Genomic DNA, 16,226 nt, shown 5'->3' with positions numbered 1-16,226 from the left:
AGTTTCATGACCGCAGTACCACGCCGCTGTCGTCTTCCCACCACACGTACACTTCATCGCCCCAGGTCGGGCGGGTGCCCTGGCGCTCGGCGTTGGCGACGAAAGACTGGACCACCTTGCCGCTGGGCAGCTCGACGTAGAACACCGAGTGGCCGCCCAGGTAGGCGATGTCATGGACCTTGCCGCGCGACCAGTTGTGCTCGAAGTCCGGCTGTTCGGTTGTGACCAGCATTTTTTCCGGGCGCAGGGCGTAGGTAATGTGCTTGTCTTCGACCGAAGTGGACACACCGTGGCCAACGTAGATCTTGCGCTCGAGTTCCGGCGAGGCGATCAGCGCATGGCCTTCGGCATCGTCGATCACTTCGGCCTCGAACAGGTTGACGTTACCGATGAACTCGCACACCAGGCGGCTGGTGGGCGTTTCATAGATATCCACAGGCGAACCGATCTGGGCAATCCAGCCCAGGTGCATGATGGCGATGCGCTGGGCCATGGTCATGGCCTCTTCCTGATCGTGGGTCACCATCACGCAGGTCACGCCCACGCGCTCGATGATCTCGACCAGTTCCAGCTGCATCTGCGAGCGCAGTTTCTTGTCCAGCGCACCCATGGGCTCATCGAGCAGCAACAGCTTGGGGCGCTTGGCCAGCGAGCGGGCCAAGGCCACACGCTGACGCTGACCACCGGAGAGCTGGTGCGGCTTGCGCTTGGCGTACTGGGTCATGTGCACCAGCTTGAGCATCTCGGCCACGCGGGCGTCGATCTCGGCCTTGGGCATCCGGTCCTGCTGCAAGCCGAAGGCGATGTTCTGCGCCACGGTCATGTGCGGGAACAGCGCGTAGGACTGGAACATCATGTTGATCGGCCGCTCGTAGGGCGGCATGTCGGTGATGTCTACGCCATCGAGGAAAATGCGCCCGTCAGTCGGGCGCTCGAAACCGGCCAGCATGCGCAGCAAGGTCGACTTGCCCGAACCGGAGCCACCGAGCAGGGCGAAGATTTCGCCTTTGCGGATCTCCAGCGACACATCGTCCACCGCTACCGTTTCGTCGAATTTTTTTGTGACCCGGTCGATCTTGACCAACACCTGCTTGGGTTGCTGGCCACCCTCGAGGGCTTTCTTATAGGCACCGGAGGCAACTGCCATGAGTGAAACTCCCAACAAGATTTGTGTGCCCGCCCCTGCTTTGGCGGCGGGCCTGGATTTTTACTTGCCCGACTTGACCTTGGTCCAGCTGCGGGTCATCAAACGTTGCACCTTGGGTGGCAACTCACTGTTGACGAACATCTTGTCCAGCACTTCCTGCGGTGGGTAAACCGCGGCGTCAGTCCTCACGGCCTGGTCCATCAGGGCGCCAGCCTTGGGGTTCGGGTTGGCGTAACCGACGTAATCACTGACCTGGGCGATAACCTCAGGTTTCAGCAAATAGTTGATGAAGGCGTGGGCCTCTTTGACGTTCCTGGCGTCCTTGGGGATCGCCAGCACATCGAACCAGAGGTTGCCGCCTTCCTTGGGAATCGAGTAGGCCAGGTTCACGCCCTTCTTCGCTTCTTCAGCGCGGGCCTTGGCCTGGAACACATCACCGGAGAAACCTGCTGCGACGCAGATGTTGCCGTTGGCGAGGTCCGTGATGTACTTGGAGGAGTGGAAGTAGGTCACGTACGGGCGTACGGCCAGCAGCTTCTGCTCGGCCTTGGCGTAGTCCTTGGGGTTGGTGCTGTTGGGGTCCAGCCCCATGTAGTTGAGCACCGCTGGCAGCATTTCATCCGCCGAGTCGAGGAACGCCACGCCGCACTTGGACAGCTTCTTCATGTTCTCGGGCTCGAACAGCACGGCCCAGGAATCGATAGTCTCCACGCCCAGAGCCGCCTTGACCTTGTCGACGTTGTAGCCGATGCCATTGGTACCCCACAGGTAAGGCACGGCGTACTGGTTACCTGGGTCGTTCTTTTCCAGGCGCTTCATCAACGCCGGGTCCAGGTTGGAATAATTGGGCAGCAGTTTCTTGTCGAGCGTCTGGAACGCGCCCGCCTTGATCTGCTTGCCGAGGAAATGGTTGGACGGCACTACCACGTCATAACCGGTGTTGCCGGCCAGTAGCTTGCCTTCCAGGGTTTCGTTGGAGTCGAACACGTCCTGCACAGGTTTGATACCCGTGGTTTTCTCGAAGTCTTCGAGCGTGGTCGGGCCGATGTAGTCGGACCAGTTGTAGAAGTGCACCGTAGGCGCCGCTTGGACGCTGCATGCCAGCGTCAGGCCCGCTCCAGCCATCAAGGCTTTGCGTAATACAGAAATAGACAAGTGGATGGTCCTCACAATCAGTGCCTTGGTAACGGCGCAGCGCTGCCACGCACGCAAAACCGGCGCGCAACTTACCTTCGCAGCCACGATGCCGCAATCATCAATTGCCATTCACCGGCTCTGGGCCGGAAAACCCCGGCCCAGAGCTGTTGCAGTCAGGCTTATTTGCCCGACTTGATCTTGGTCCAGCTGCGAGTGATCAGGCGCTGGGCAGCAGCTTCTGGCGCGGCGATCGCGTACAGGTGCTTTTTCACGTCGGCAGGCGGATAGATGCTCGGGTCGCTGGTGATGTCCTTGTCCACCAACGGGGTCGCAGCAGCGTTGCCGTTCGGGAAGCGTACGGCGTTGGTGATCTCGGCCATGATTTCCGGTTGCATCAGGAAGTCCATGAACTTGTAGGCGGCTTCCTTGTGCTCGGCATCCTTGGGCATGGCGACCATGTCGTAGAAGGTACCGGCGCCTTCTTTCGGAATGATGTAGTCGACCTTGACCTTGTCGCCGGCTTCATGGGCGCGCGCCTTGGATTGCTCCAGGTCACCCGAGTAACCGACGGCCACGCAGATGTTGCCGTTGGCCATGTCGCCGATGTATTTGGACGAGTGGAAGTAGGTGATCGAAGGACGGATCTTCAGGAACAGGTCCTCGGCCTTCTTCAGGTCTTCTTTCTTGGTGCTGTCGCTAGGCAGCCCCAGGTAGTGCAGCGCGGCCGGCAGCATCTCGGTCGGTGCGTCGAGGAAGCTCACGCCGCAGCTCTTGAGCTTGGCGATGTTCTCCGGCTTGAATACGGCGTCCCACGAATCGATCTTGTCGACGCCCAAAGCAGCCTTGACCTTCTCCGGGTTGTAGCCGATACCGATCGAGCCCCACATGTATGGGAACGCGTGCTTGTTGCCTTTGTCGCTGGCGTCACCCACGGCCTTGAGCAGGTCTTCGTCGAGGTTCTTCCAGTTTGGCAGCTTCGAGCGGTCGAGCTCTTCGTAGACCCCTGCCTTGATCTGCTTGGCCAGGAAGTTGTTGGACGGTACGACCACGTCATAGCCGGACTTGCCCGCCAGCAGCTTGGCTTCCAGGGTTTCGTTGCTGTCGAAAACGTCGTACTTGACCTTGATGCCAGTCTGTTTCTCGAACTTCGCGATGGTGTCCGGAGCAATGTAGTCCGACCAGTTGTAGACGTTCAGCACCTTGTCTTCAGCCTGTACAGCGGTGGCCATGGCTCCCATCAGGGCGGCGGCCAACAACGTCTTGCCCATTTTCTTCATGCGTCATGCTCCAGAATTTTTATTTAGCCATCTGTTCAGCAGCCAGAACCTACCGTGCAGAGCGCCGGGCGACTGAAACAGCCACTAGTCTGGCAAGTTACAAGGCGCTGTTTCAAGGAAACCAGCCCCTTGTAACGACTTAATGTCACATCGCTAGCCTAGCAGGCGCTCAACGGATCGCTTCGAGGGTCAGGTCCAGGCACTTGCGTGCCTTTTCCACCAGCTCGTCTACCTCTGCATGGCTGATCACCAGCGGTGGTGCGATGATCATGGTGTCACCCACCGCGCGCATGATCAGGCCGTTGTCGAAGCAGAAGTTGCGGCAGATCATGCCCACCCCCTTGCCTTCGTAACGGCTGCGGGAGGCCTTGTCCTTGACCAGCTCGATCGCGCCGAGCAGGCCCAGGCCGCGTACCTCGCCCACCAGCGGGTGGTCCTGCAGCTCACGCAGACGTTTTTGCAAGTAGGGTGCCACTTCCGTACGGACCTTCTCGACGATCTTCTCGTCGCGCAGGATGCGCAGGTTTTCCAGGCCAACCGCAGCGGCCACCGGGTGCCCGGAATAGGTGAACCCGTGGTTGAAGTCGCCGCCTTCGCTGAGCACCTTGGCCACCTTGTCACGCACGATCACACCGCCCATGGGGATGTAACCGGAAGTAAGGCCTTTGGCGATGGTCATCAGGTCGGGCTTGAGGCCGTAGTAGTCAGAGCCGAACCACTCGCCGGTGCGGCCAAAACCGCAGATCACTTCGTCAGCGACGAACAGGATGTCGTACTTGGCGAGGATCTGTTTGACCTTGGGCCAGTAGGTGTCTGGCGGGATGATCACGCCGCCGGCGCCCTGGATAGGCTCGGCAATGAAGGCCGCCACGTTGTCCTCGCCGACTTCGAGAATCTTCTTCTCCAATTGCTCGGCCGCCCACACCCCGAACTCGTCCGGGCTCATGTCGCCGCCTTCACCGAACCAGTACGGTTGCGGGATATGCACGATGCCCGGGATCGGCAGGCCGCCCTGTTCGTGCATGCCGCTCATGCCGCCCAGGCTTGCACCGGCAACCGTCGAGCCGTGGTAGCCGTTGATACGGCCGATGATGGTCTGCTTCTGCGGCTTGCCCTTGAGCGCCCAGTAGTGGCGGACCATGCGCAGCACCGTGTCATTGCCTTCGGAGCCGGAGCCTGTGAAGAACACATGGGTCATGCCCTCGGGCGCCAGGTCGGTAATGGCCTTGGCCAGCTCCAGCGCAGGCGGGTGCGCCGTCTGGAAGAACAGGTTGTAGTACGGCAGTTCGCGCATCTGCTTTTCGGCAGCCTGGACCAGCTCTTCACGGCCATAACCCACCGCGACGCACCACAAGCCGGCCATGCCGTCGAGGATCTTGTGCCCCTCGCTGTCCCACAAATGCACACCCTGCGCCTTGGTAATGATGCGCGGCCCCTTTTCCTTCAGCTGCTTGTAGTCACTGAAAGGTGCAAGGTGGTGCTCGCCGCTCAGGGTTTGCCAGTCACGGGTTTGCGGGTTTTTGACGCTCATGTGCTTCTCCAGGGTCCACAGGCCGCCGGCGGGCGGCCTCAGGGGTTGATCACACAGCAAACAGCAGGAACTCACGCTCCCAGGAGCTGATGACACGCTTGAAGTTCTCATGCTCGGCGCGTTTGGTGGCGACGTAACCGGTGATGAATTTCTTGCCCAGGTACTGGGTCAGCGCGCGGCTGACTTCCATGCGTTCCAAGGCGTCCTCGATGGTCAGCGGCAAGCGCAGGTTGCGCCGCTCATAACCGCGCCCCTGCACCGGGGCGCTGGCGGCAATACCTTCGACCATGCCGATGTAGCCGCACAGCAGGCTCGCAGCGATGGCCAGGTAAGGGTTGGCATCGGCGCCCGGCAGGCGGTTCTCGACGCGACGGTTCTGCGGGCCGGCATCCGGTACGCGCAGGCCGACGGTGCGGTTTTCCTCGCCCCACTCGACGTTGACCGGGGCCGACGTGTCGGGCAGGAAGCGGCGGAACGAGTTGACGTTCGGGGCGAACAGCGGCAGCGCCTCGGGGATGAACTTCTGCAGGCCACCGATGTGGTGCAGGAACAGCTCGCTCATGCTGCCGTCTTCATTGCTGAAGATGTTCTTGCCCGTGACCGAATCGACCACGCTCTGGTGCAGGTGCATGGCACTGCCCGGCTCGCCGGTCATGGGCTTGGCCATGAAAGTGGCGGCCACATTGTGCTTGAGCGCCGCTTCGCGCATGGTGCGCTTGAACACCAGGATCTGGTCGGCCAGGTGCAGGGCGTTGCCGTGACGGAAGTTGATCTCCATCTGCGCCGTGCCGTCTTCGTGAATCAGGGTATCGAGGTCCAGCTGCTGCAGCTCGCACCAGTCGTAGACGTCCTCGAACAGCGGGTCGAATTCGTTGGCAGCTTCGATGGAGAACGACTGGCGGCCGGTTTCGGGGCGGCCGGAACGACCTACCGGCGGCTGCAGCGGGAAGTCAGGGTCCTCGCTGCGCTTGGTCAGGTAGAACTCCATCTCTGGCGCGACGATCGGTTGCCAGCCCTTGTCGGCGTAAAGCTGCAGGACTTTCTTCAGGACGTTGCGCGGCGACAGCTCGACCGGGTTGCCCTTCTTGTCGTAGGTGTCGTGGATGACCTGGGCGGTAGGCTCGATGGCCCACGGCACGAGGAACACAGCGTTTTCGTCGGGCCGGCAGATCATGTCGATGTCGGCCGGGTCGAGCAGTTCGTAATAGATGTCGTCATCGACGTAATCGCCGGTCACGGTCTGCAGCAACACGCTCTCGGGCAGACGCATGCCTTTTTCGGCGATGAACTTGTTGGTCGGCGAGATCTTGCCGCGGGTGATGCCGGTCAGGTCACTGATCAGGCATTCGACTTCGGTGATCTTGTGCTCTTTCAACCAATCGGTGAGCTGGTCGAGGTTGTTACTCATAGATACCTCAGGAGGTAATGTGGTCCGCGCATTGATTCTGGATGGAGTGGGTTGCTAAAGCAAAAACCCCCACGCAGGACCACAGTGGATACACTGGAAACAAGCGTGTCCGTAATGAGTTCGAAGGGCAGGAATACAAGAAAGGAAGCGAAACGGCGCTACGAGGGGTAGTCCAGAAACGCAAAGCGTCAATTATTGCGGCCAGTGCGGCCACAGCGCGATCGATGCGTGCCGAAACGGCAGGGATACCCGAGCGCACTGCACAGGCAGCGCTTTCAGGTCGCGACAAGCGGACCATGTGACCCTCGTATTATTGTGTTTTGGGTTGAGACCGAGCTTAGCCTTGTTCATTTTTTTACACAACACCTCCGTAAAAAATAAAACACGGCACGTCGGAGATAGCCCATTGGCAGGGAAATAGCGGATAATGGCACGCCCCGATATGCAGCAAATCTGCCGTCGATGTGCCATTTCAGGGCATCATGGGGTTGGCTTGACATCAGTATGGCTTTTCGATTGACTGGTCCTGCAAGCCCCCCTTGATTGATATTTTTAACAACAAAGGTGTTGCATCATGTCGGTACCCCCGCGTGCCGTTCAGCTTAACGAAGCGAACGCGTTCCTTAAGGAACATCCTGAGGTTCTCTACGTTGACCTTCTGATTGCAGATATGAATGGTGTGGTGCGCGGCAAGCGCATAGAGCGCACCAGCCTCCACAAGGTTTACGAGAAAGGCATCAACCTGCCGGCCTCCCTCTTCGCCCTCGATATCAACGGTTCCACCGTCGAAAGCACCGGGCTTGGCCTGGACATCGGCGATGCTGACCGCATCTGCTATCCGATCCCGGGTACGCTCAGTAACGAGCCCTGGCAGAAACGCCCCACCGCACAGCTGCTGATGACCATGCACGAGCTTGAAGGCGAGCCTTTCTTCGCCGACCCTCGTGAAGTGCTGCGTCAGGTAGTGAGCAAGTTCGACGACATGGGCCTGACCATCTGCGCCGCGTTCGAACTGGAGTTCTACCTGATCGACCAGGAGAACGTGAACGGCCGCCCGCAGCCACCGCGCTCGCCGATCTCGGGCAAGCGCCCGCAGTCGACCCAGGTGTACCTGATCGACGACCTGGACGAATACGCCGATTGCCTGCAGGACATCCTCGAAGGCGCCAAGGAACAAGGCATTCCGGCCGACGCCATCGTCAAGGAAAGCGCCCCGGCACAGTTCGAAGTCAACCTGCACCACGTCCCTGACCCGCTCAAGGCCTGTGACTATGCAGTGCTGCTCAAGCGCTTGATCAAGAACATCGCCTACGACCATGAAATGGACACCACCTTCATGGCCAAGCCCTACCCGGGCCAGGCAGGCAACGGCCTGCATGTACACATTTCCGTGCTGGACAAGGATGGCAACAACATCTTCACCAGCGAGGATCCCGAGCAGAACGCCGCGCTACGTCACGCTGTCGGCGGTGTGCTCGAGACCCTGCCTGCGTCGATGGCGTTCCTTTGCCCGAACGTCAACTCGTATCGTCGCTTTGGCGCTCAGTTCTACGTGCCGAACGCGCCGAGCTGGGGCCTGGACAACCGCACCGTGGCCCTGCGCGTACCGACCGGCTCGCCCGACGCCGTACGCCTTGAGCACCGCGTGGCCGGCGCCGACGCCAACCCGTACCTGATGATGGCCGCCGTGCTGGCTGGTGTGCACCATGGCCTGACCAACAAGGTCGAGCCAGGTGAGCCGATCGAAGGCAACTCGTACGAACAGCTGGAGCAGAGCCTGCCGAACAACCTGCGCGATGCCCTGCGCGAGCTGGACGACAGCGAGATCCTGAACAAGTACATCGATCCGAAGTACATCGACATCTTCGTCGCGTGCAAGGAGAGCGAGCTGGAGGAGTTCGAGCATTCGATCTCCGACCTCGAGTACAACTGGTATCTGCATACCGTGTAAATGAAAACGCCGCCCTCTGGGGCGGCGTTTTGCATGGGTTGGCAGGGCAATCGATCGTCTGGTTTACAGAGACTTTTCGAAAATCTTCGAATTGCGCTGGTAGTTGTACAGCGATGCTCGTGCCGAAGGCAGCCGCTCTACCCCACTGGGGGCAAAGCCACGCTCGCGGAACCAGTGCGCGGTCCGGGTGGTAAGCACGAACAAGGTATTCAACCCCAACGCCCGCGCCCGGCTCTCGATCCGCTCCAGCAACTCGTCACCGCGCCCGCCGTGGCGGTACTCCGGGTTCACCGCCAGGCACGCCAGCTCACCGGCTTGGGAATCGGCAATCGGATACAAGGCCGCGCAGGCGATGATCATGCCCTCGCGCTCGACCACGCTGAACTGCTCGATCTCACGTTCCAGCACTTCACGCGAGCGTCGCACCAGAATGCCCTGCTCCTCCAGCGGGCTGATCAGCTCCAGCAACCCACCCACATCCTCGATGGTCGCCTCGCGCACCACTTCAAACTGCTCCTGCGACACCAGCGTGCCGCCACCGCCGCGGGTGAACAGCTCGGTGAGCAGTGCGCCGTCCTCGGCATAGCTGACGATGTGGCTACGTGCCACGCCGCCCTTGCAGGCCTCGGCGGCGGCATCGAGCAACTCGCCCTGATAATCACTGCCCAGCCGCGCCAGGTGCGGTGCGACCTGCTGCGGGCGCAACTCACGCACCAACTTGCCGCTCTCATCCAGCAGCCCGGGCTCGGCGCCGAACAGCAACAGCTTGTCGGCACCCAATTCGATGGCGGCGCGGGTGGCCACGTCTTCGCAAGCCAGGTTGAAGATTTCACCCGTCGGCGAATAGCCCAGCGGCGACAGCAGCACAATCGAGCGCTCGTCGAGCAGGCGGCTGATGCCTTTGCGGTCGATGCGCCGTACTTCACCGGTGTGGTGGTAGTCCACCCCTTCGAGCACGCCGATAGGCCGGGCCGTCACCAGGTTGCCGCAAGCCACGCGCAGGCGCGAGCCCTGCATCGGCGAGGCGGCGATGTCCATCGAAAGGCGCGCTTCGATGGCCAGGCGCAAGGCACCCACAGCGTCGATCACGCAGTCCAGGGTTGCGGCATCGGTGATGCGCAGGCCGTGGTGGTAGTGCGGGGTCAGGCCACGGGCCGCCAGGCGGCTTTCGATCTGCGGGCGGGAACCGTGCACAAGCACCAGGCGCACGCCCAGGCTGTGCAGCAACACCAGGTCATGGACGATATTGCCGAAATTGGGGTGTTCTACCCCATCGCCGGGGAGCATGACAACAAAGGTGCAGTCGCGATGGGCATTGATGTACGGGGAGGCATGACGCAGCCAGTTGACGTAATCGGGCATGACAGGGCCTGTGGATAAAGTGGACGGAGAACGTTGGATCACACGGCGTTCAGGATCATCGTCGGAACAGGCTTGCGGTCACGCGCGGTCTCCTCTAGGCAAAGACGAATCAGCAGGGTGGACGTTTAATTCAGGCAATAGTGCCGGATCAGGTCACGCAATAGACGCACGGTAGGCTCGATTCGTGACATTTCCAGGTATTCGCCCGGCTGGTGGGCGCAGGCAATGTCGCCAGGGCCCAGCACGATCGTCTGGCACCCCAGCTGCTGAAGATAAGGCGCTTCGGTACCGAACGCCACCGCTTCGGCGCGATGGCCGGTCAAGCGCTCGGCCACCTGCACCAGCTCGGCATCGGCCGCCTGCTCGAACGGCGGCACCTCGGGGAACAGCGGCGCGTAGTCGATGCGCACCTCATGGCGCTCGGCCACCGGCCGGAGCTTTTCACGGATGGCCGCACGAAGCTGCTCTACATCCATGCCTGGCAGTGGGCGCAGGTCGAACTCCAGGGCGCACTGCCCGCAGATACGATTGGGGTTGTCGCCACCGTGAATGCAGCCAAAGTTCATGGTCGGCGTGGGCACGGTGAATTGCGGGTTGCGGTAGGTATCCTGCCATTGCCGGCGCAAGCCCATCAGCTCACCCATCACCGCGTGCATGGCCTCCAGCGCGCTGTGGCCAAGGCTTGGGTCCGAGGAATGGCCGCTGCGCCCGAGGATGTCGATGCGGTCCATGAGGATACCTTTGTGCATGCGGATCGGGCGCAGGCCGGTCGGCTCACCGATGACCGCCGCACGGCCGAGTGGCTGACCCGCCTCAGCCAAGGCTCGGGCACCGGACATCGAGCTTTCTTCGTCGCAGGTGGCGAGGATCAGCAGCGGCTGCTTGAAGTCGTGCTCCAGCAATGGAATCACCGCCTCGATGATCAGGGCGAAGAAGCCTTTCATGTCGCAGCTGCCCAGGCCCACCCAGCGGCCATCGACCTCGGTCAGCTTGAGCGGGTCGCTGGTCCACAACTGCTCGTCATACGGCACGGTGTCGCTGTGGCCAGCCAGCACAAGCCCGCCCGGGCCACTGCCACGGCTGGCCAACAGGTTGAACTTACCTGGGCCGACCTGCTGGATGTCGCAGCTGAACCCCAGGTCACCCAACCAGCCGGCCAGCAGGTCAATGACCTGGCGGTTCGACTGGTCCAGGGCAGGCTGGGTGCAGCTGACCGAGGGCGCGGCGATCAAAGCGGCAAACTGGTCTTTCAGCGTTGGCAACGGCATGCGCGAACTCCTCGGAAGCATTGCCCATCATAGGGCCATCCGCCGTAAGGAATAAACCGTTGCCGGCACACTGCTGTAGACTGCACGGCAATCACGCCCCTCTTCGAGCCTGCGATGCACAAAGAAACCGAACTCAAGCTCCGCGCCAGCCGCGAGACACTGGCCGCACTGCGCGAGCACCCTCTGCTGAAAAAGCGCAACAAGTCCGGCTGGCAGACCCGCGAGCTGCTCAACCAGTACTTCGACACCCCTGAGCGCGAACTTTCTGCTGCCCGAGTCGCGCTGCGCCTGCGCCGCGACGGCGAGGTGATCATCCAGACCTTGAAGTGCCGTGGCCAAAGCGTCGCCGGCCTGTCCGAACGCAACGAATACGAGTGGCACCTGGACAAAGTCAAACTCGACCTGAAAAAGCTCGACGCCACCTGCTGGCCTGAGCAACTGGCCGAGCTTGACAAAAAATCCATCAAACCGCTGTTCACCACCGACTTCACCCGCGAATTCGCCGAGATCGCCTGGGGCCGCGGCAAGAGCAAAGTGGTGATCGAGGCAGCGCTGGACCAGGGCTTCGTGATCGCCGGCAAACGCAAGGAAGCGATCTGCGAGCTGGAGCTGGAACTGCGCGAAGGTGCCCCCGAGGCGCTGCTGGAACTGGCCGCTGAGCTGGCCGCCAGCCTGCCCCTGATGCCGTGCGACATCAGCAAGGCCGAGCGCGGTTACCGCCTGCTGGAGCCCGACAGCTACGAGCTGGGTTTGCCAAGCAGCGAACTGGACGCCGAAATGCCGGTCGACGATGCCTTCGCGGCCCTCGCCTGGCAACTGCTGGGCAGCAGCCAGCGCCTGGCAGAGCAATACCGCCACAATGGCCACTGGCGCCTGCTGCAGGACTGGGTGCAGTGCCTGGCAGAACTGCGTGCACTGGTCGCCAGCCTTGGCCAGGCCGCGCCGCGTGCCAGCACCCGTGACCTGCGCGCCAGCCTGGACGCGCTGCTGGAAGACTGGCGCCCGCTGGTTCAGGCCGGCAATGACGACGAGGACATCCGTCGCGCCGCGCCAGAGCAGTTCCTCGAAGAACTCGAGGACGTCCGCTGGGGCCAATTCTCTCTGGAAACATCACGCTGGCTGCTGGCCCGTGCCTGGACCGCAGAGCGCAAGGCTCGTGGCGAACGCCAGGGCAAGGCTCAACTGGCCAGCTGGCTGGCACACCTGCTGGGCGAGGAAGGCCGTGCGCTGAAGCTACCGCTTTACACCCAACGCCCGGAAGACCTGGCTGAACAACTGCCGCGTATCGAGCAGTTGCTGGCCTGGCTGCACCATGCGCGCCAGGTGCTCGAGGCGCCGCAGATGGACCGCCTGTATGGCGACCTGAAAAAGCTGCATGAGCTGGCGGAACTGCCATTGGTTGAAGCGCCTGACGAGCTGCTGGAAGCCCGCGTGGAGCAGGCCCGCGCGATTGATCAGAGCCGCGGCTGGAAGCACCTGCTCAAGGCCTGACATCCGCTTGTGCATCATCGCCGGTAAGCCGGCACCCCTGTCACCACGGCCTCGCAGGCCGCGGTTGACGTTTAGGGGCCGGCTTGCAGGCGACAGCGTCAGCGGGTCAGCGGCAGGCAGGTGGTGGACTTGATCTCCGAAAGCGCCACGATGGAGTTCACCTCCTGAATCCCCGGTACGTTCGAGAGCTTTTCGAAGAAGAACCGCTCATAAGCCTCGATATCCTGCGTGACGATACGCAACATGAAGTCCACTGACCCCATCAGCACATAACACTCCAGCACCTCGGGAAAGCCCCGGATCGCCTCGGTGAACTCGGTGAAGTTGGAGCGACCATGGGCGTTCAGTTTCACCTCGGCAAAGATCTGGGTGTTCAGCCCGACCTTCTTGCGATCGAGCAAGGTGACCTGCCCACGAATCACCCCGTCGTCCTTGAGCCGCTGAATACGGCGCCAGCACGGTGACTGCGACAGCCCTATGCGCTCGGCAATCTGCGCGCTGGACAGTGACGCATCCTCCTGAAGAAGCTCGAGAATCCGCCGGTCATACGCATCCAGTTCGCTTTGCATTAAAAATTCCCTGATCTCGTATTATTCAAATTGATCAATTCACCGCACTGGCCAATTCATCAAATAATAGCGAAAAAATACCCGCATCAACCTGCCAGAATTTCTCCCACCTTTGCGGAGACCAGCATGAACCCATTCGAACGCGCCCTGCCCCGAACCGATGTCTGGGCCGCCAGCAGTAGCCACAGCAGCGTGTGCTATCGCCTGCAAGCCGAAGCCGAGCCGGACACCCTGTGCCGGGTACTCAACCTGTTCGCCCTGCAGTTTCTGACGCCGCACAGCGTGCAGGTCAGCCAGCAAGATGATTTGCTGGACATCGAAGTGGGTATCGGCGGGCTGAGCTGGCATCGGGCGGAGGTGATTGCGCAAAAATTGCGCAATCTGGTATGCGTCGCGCAAGTGCGCCTGGATCAGGAAAAATGGACGAAGATCAAGGCGATGGACGCGACCGAATCAGATGGGTATCATGCGTGCGCGTTGCACTCGTAGCTCAGCTGGATAGAGTACTGCCCTCCGAAGGCAGGGGTCGTGGGTTCGAATCCCGCCGAGTGCGCCATATCAAAAAGCCCTGGGCCTGCGCCCGGGGCTTTTTCGTTGGTGGGTTGGGGCTGGTTACAGCCCCGCCCCGTTCAGCGAAGGTCAGTACTCAGGCTGGGCGTGCCGAAACCTTCCAGCGTTGCATTGGACGCATTCAGGTATTGCGCCCAGAAATCGTTCAGGGCATCCATTGTCTTGCCCGATCGGTAGGCATGCTTCACCGCATCGGTCACCAAGCCTGCACCGGAAACATACACCCTGGCACCCTGCAGGTCCGCATACAGCCCTTTGCTCTGTGCCAGCTTGAGTTCATTGCTGACATTGAGCTGCTTGATCTGGTTGGCCGCATAGAAACTGGTGTAGTCAGAATGCTCGAGCATGTCCGAAATCAGATACACCACCCGCTCCTGGACACCCTGCTCTTTGCTCATGTCCTCACCTACCCGGCGCAAGGTGTTCATGATTTCGCTCTTGGGAATGTCCTGGCGCGCATCACGCAGCCCTTTGACGAACAGCCCGCCAAAGCCGGCCTGGAACGCTTTCTTCTGGGTCGCCAGGCACAGATCCAGGGCCCTCAGCTTGCGCATGTTGACGTCGTCGCGAACATCGCCCTGCAACGGCATGTCCAGTTCGCCGGCGTACACCAGGCGCTGGTATTCCCCCGGCAAGAACGCTGAAAACGTATAGAGCCTGACGCGATCACCCGGCTGCACGAACCGGTCGATATGGCCCCAGCTGCTGCGCTGCAGGTCTTCAGGCATCGGGATGGTCTGATCGATGATCACCACCAGCTCACGCCCCGAGGCTGCGGGTTTGATGTCCGCCAGACCGTTGCGCGTGTAGCAGCTCTGCAGGTCATTGCGCTCAGCCGCCAGCGCTGCACAAGGCAACGCCAACGCAAGGATCAGGGCCTTGGCAAGCCTCATGACAGCATGCCCTCCTTTTTTGCTGGGAACAGGCCAAGCGCCTTGAGCGCCTGCTGTTGCTCGCGGATGTCACGCAGTGTCGCCTCGCTGACGTTCAGCGCCCGGCTGGCGGCAGCCAGGTTCTCTTCCGGCAGACCAGTCATGTCGTGGAAGTCCGAAGCCTTGATTTCAACCGGCGCGGCAGGCTGGGCAACGGCCGCGGCGACAGGCTCGGCCACGGCAGGCTGCGGCGCAACCGGAGCCGGGGCTACAGGCTGCGCCAAAGGCGCGGGTGCAGCCGCCTCAACGCTAGGCTTTGGCTTGACTGGCTGGGGCGAAACCTTACCGGCCTTGTACTCGACGTAGGCGAGGAAGTTGCGATGTGCGGTGTTTTCACCTTCCAGCGCGTGCAGCACAGCGGCGTCGGTATGGTCGCGGCCGGACAGCGACGTCTGCAGGCGGCGCAGCTTGTCGTCGGCGTGACTGGCAATGGCATGGCGTTTCTGGTCCATCGCGTCGAGCATTTCCTCGGCGGTGGCGTACTCGTGGGTCAGGCGCCAGGCGGTTGGCGAGTGGGTGCCGGCAAAGTAGTAACGGCTGGCCAGCCAGATGCTGATGCCCTGAATGGCGATGTAGATCAGTGACAGCATGATATAGGTGGTCAGGCTGGCCTGGCGGATCGCGTGCATCTTGTCATCGATGGTGGCGTTGTCGGCCTCATCATTGATGGCTTGGGATTCTGCTGGCAGGTCAAACGGGGAACCTGCAAGGGAGCTTTGCGCCGCGGACTCTGCGCGCATACCGTTGACCATCTCGGTCTCGATGCTGTCCAGGGTCGCCGAGCGCACCACGAACGCACCCACAGCCATGGCCGCCACGAACACACCGCAGACCACCAGCCAGACGTACTTGCGCGAGACGGTGGAGTTGACGTCCTTTACCCGGACCAGCAGTTGCTCGTAGTCCGGCTTGTCCGAGTCGGTGAAGGAATCCTCCAGGTTGATCGCCTTGCCGGCCTTCAGCGAACGCGAGCGCTTGGTAGGCTCTTCACCTTGCCACCAGTGGCGGGCACGGGCGATCAGGCTGTTGTGGTGCAGCGTATGGCCGGCGGCTTCGGCGAAAAACGCCGAGGCGACGGCGAGCAGGATCGCAGTGCCCGCGGTCAGCCAATGGCGGTCATTGGTCGAGGCATCCATGTTCATCCAGCCGGCCAAAACGTAGGCAAAACCCATGGCCTCGATCAGTACCAGCATCAGCACCAGTACCAGCACCCAACCCGGGCGCGGCGAGCGCCCGGCCTCACCGGCCTTGGCGAGGTAGTCCAGGGAGGCATTGTAGGCGTTCACGCCTTTCATGTACTTCTTGTACTGGCCGTAGTACGGCTTGGACAAGGTCACTTCGTGGTTGATCCAGCCATCGCTGTCGACCGAAGACCGCTTGCGCGACAGCCGGGCCACCGTACCGATCAGGGGGAAGCTGTGCCAGACACGGATGAGGAAATAGGAAACCTCCTCCCAGTATTTATGCACGATCAGCGCAGTCACCAGCAGCGAAAGCAGGCCGGCGGTGAATAACTGGTTGGCGAGAATCAATGATTTGAGTGCAGCTAGCGAAAAGTCTTCCATTCAGGACGTCCTTGACTT

General features: G+C 61.4%; 13 protein-coding genes and 1 tRNA gene. 4 read left to right on the top strand and 10 right to left on the bottom strand.

Annotated features, from left to right (window positions below; genetic code table 11):
- Positions 1 to 4: 4 nt before the first annotated feature.
- From potA to JNA92_RS12895, 5 genes are all read right to left on the bottom strand, one after another.
- Positions 5 to 1,147, bottom strand: a complete 1,143-nt coding sequence (gene potA / locus JNA92_RS12915; protein ID WP_241805021.1) for a polyamine ABC transporter ATP-binding protein — start codon at positions 1,145 to 1,147, stop codon at positions 5 to 7.
- A 60-nt stretch (positions 1,148 to 1,207) separates the two neighbouring features.
- Entirely contained in the window at positions 1,208 to 2,302 is a 1,095-nt protein-coding gene (locus JNA92_RS12910) for a polyamine ABC transporter substrate-binding protein (protein WP_241805020.1), read from the bottom strand.
- A gap of 161 nt (positions 2,303 to 2,463) precedes the next feature.
- Positions 2,464 to 3,561: a polyamine ABC transporter substrate-binding protein gene (locus JNA92_RS12905; protein ID WP_241805019.1), complete on the bottom strand. Its 1,098-nt coding sequence runs from the start codon at positions 3,559 to 3,561 to the stop codon at positions 2,464 to 2,466.
- 169 nt (positions 3,562 to 3,730) lie between these two features.
- Positions 3,731 to 5,092, bottom strand: a complete 1,362-nt coding sequence (locus tag JNA92_RS12900) for an aspartate aminotransferase family protein (protein WP_241805018.1) — start codon at positions 5,090 to 5,092, stop codon at positions 3,731 to 3,733.
- A 49-nt stretch (positions 5,093 to 5,141) separates the two neighbouring features.
- Positions 5,142 to 6,500: a glutamine synthetase family protein gene (locus tag JNA92_RS12895; RefSeq protein ID WP_012312227.1), complete on the bottom strand. Its 1,359-nt coding sequence runs from the start codon at positions 6,498 to 6,500 to the stop codon at positions 5,142 to 5,144.
- Between the two features lie 574 nt (positions 6,501 to 7,074).
- Here JNA92_RS12895 and JNA92_RS12890 point away from each other — a divergent pair.
- Positions 7,075 to 8,451, top strand: a complete 1,377-nt coding sequence (locus tag JNA92_RS12890) for a glutamine synthetase family protein (RefSeq protein ID WP_241805017.1) — start codon at positions 7,075 to 7,077, stop codon at positions 8,449 to 8,451.
- Positions 8,452 to 8,514: 63 nt separating this feature from the next.
- On the opposite strand, the gene argA is transcribed toward JNA92_RS12890, so the two are convergent.
- On the bottom strand, positions 8,515 to 9,813 hold the full coding sequence (gene argA, locus JNA92_RS12885; protein WP_012312225.1) for an amino-acid N-acetyltransferase: 1,299 nt from the start codon (positions 9,811 to 9,813) through the stop codon (positions 8,515 to 8,517).
- A gap of 125 nt (positions 9,814 to 9,938) precedes the next feature.
- The gene (gene argE, locus JNA92_RS12880; protein ID WP_241805016.1) at positions 9,939 to 11,081 is read right to left on the bottom strand and encodes an acetylornithine deacetylase; all 1,143 of its coding nucleotides are present in this window, start codon (positions 11,079 to 11,081) and stop codon (positions 9,939 to 9,941) included.
- A 114-nt stretch (positions 11,082 to 11,195) separates the two neighbouring features.
- Here argE and JNA92_RS12875 point away from each other — a divergent pair, with 114 nt between their 5' ends.
- Entirely contained in the window at positions 11,196 to 12,572 is a 1,377-nt protein-coding gene (locus JNA92_RS12875) for an inorganic triphosphatase (RefSeq protein ID WP_241805015.1), read from the top strand.
- 98 nt (positions 12,573 to 12,670) lie between these two features.
- Here the strand turns inward: JNA92_RS12875 and JNA92_RS12870 are convergent, their stop codons facing one another.
- A complete protein-coding gene (locus tag JNA92_RS12870; RefSeq protein WP_241805014.1) occupies positions 12,671 to 13,141 on the bottom strand; it encodes an Lrp/AsnC family transcriptional regulator in 471 nt (156 codons plus the stop codon).
- Between the two features lie 126 nt (positions 13,142 to 13,267).
- Between JNA92_RS12870 and JNA92_RS12865 the strand changes: the two genes are divergently transcribed.
- Together JNA92_RS12865 and JNA92_RS12860 are read left to right on the top strand one after the other, a co-directional pair.
- Positions 13,268 to 13,630, top strand: a complete 363-nt coding sequence (locus tag JNA92_RS12865) for a hypothetical protein (RefSeq protein ID WP_241805013.1) — start codon at positions 13,268 to 13,270, stop codon at positions 13,628 to 13,630.
- Positions 13,621 to 13,697: transfer RNA gene (locus JNA92_RS12860), tRNA-Arg, on the top strand. Before JNA92_RS12865 ends, JNA92_RS12860 begins: the two co-directional genes overlap by 10 nt.
- 73 nt (positions 13,698 to 13,770) lie before the next feature.
- Here JNA92_RS12860 and JNA92_RS12855 read toward each other — a convergent pair.
- Together JNA92_RS12855 and JNA92_RS12850 are read right to left on the bottom strand one after the other, a co-directional pair.
- Positions 13,771 to 14,604: a hypothetical protein gene (locus JNA92_RS12855; RefSeq protein WP_241805012.1), complete on the bottom strand. Its 834-nt coding sequence runs from the start codon at positions 14,602 to 14,604 to the stop codon at positions 13,771 to 13,773.
- A complete protein-coding gene (locus JNA92_RS12850) occupies positions 14,601 to 16,208 on the bottom strand; it encodes a hypothetical protein (protein WP_241805011.1) in 1,608 nt (535 codons plus the stop codon). The genes JNA92_RS12855 and JNA92_RS12850 overlap by 4 nt, the downstream gene beginning before the upstream one ends.
- Positions 16,209 to 16,226: the final 18 nt, after the last annotated feature.

The sequence above is a fragment of the Pseudomonas putida genome (genome assembly GCF_022627325.1).
In the GTDB taxonomy this organism is placed as follows: domain Bacteria; phylum Pseudomonadota; class Gammaproteobacteria; order Pseudomonadales; family Pseudomonadaceae; genus Aquipseudomonas; species Aquipseudomonas putida_X.
Note: the sequence above shows the minus strand (reverse complement) of the source record. Positions and strands in the feature narration are given on the sequence as shown.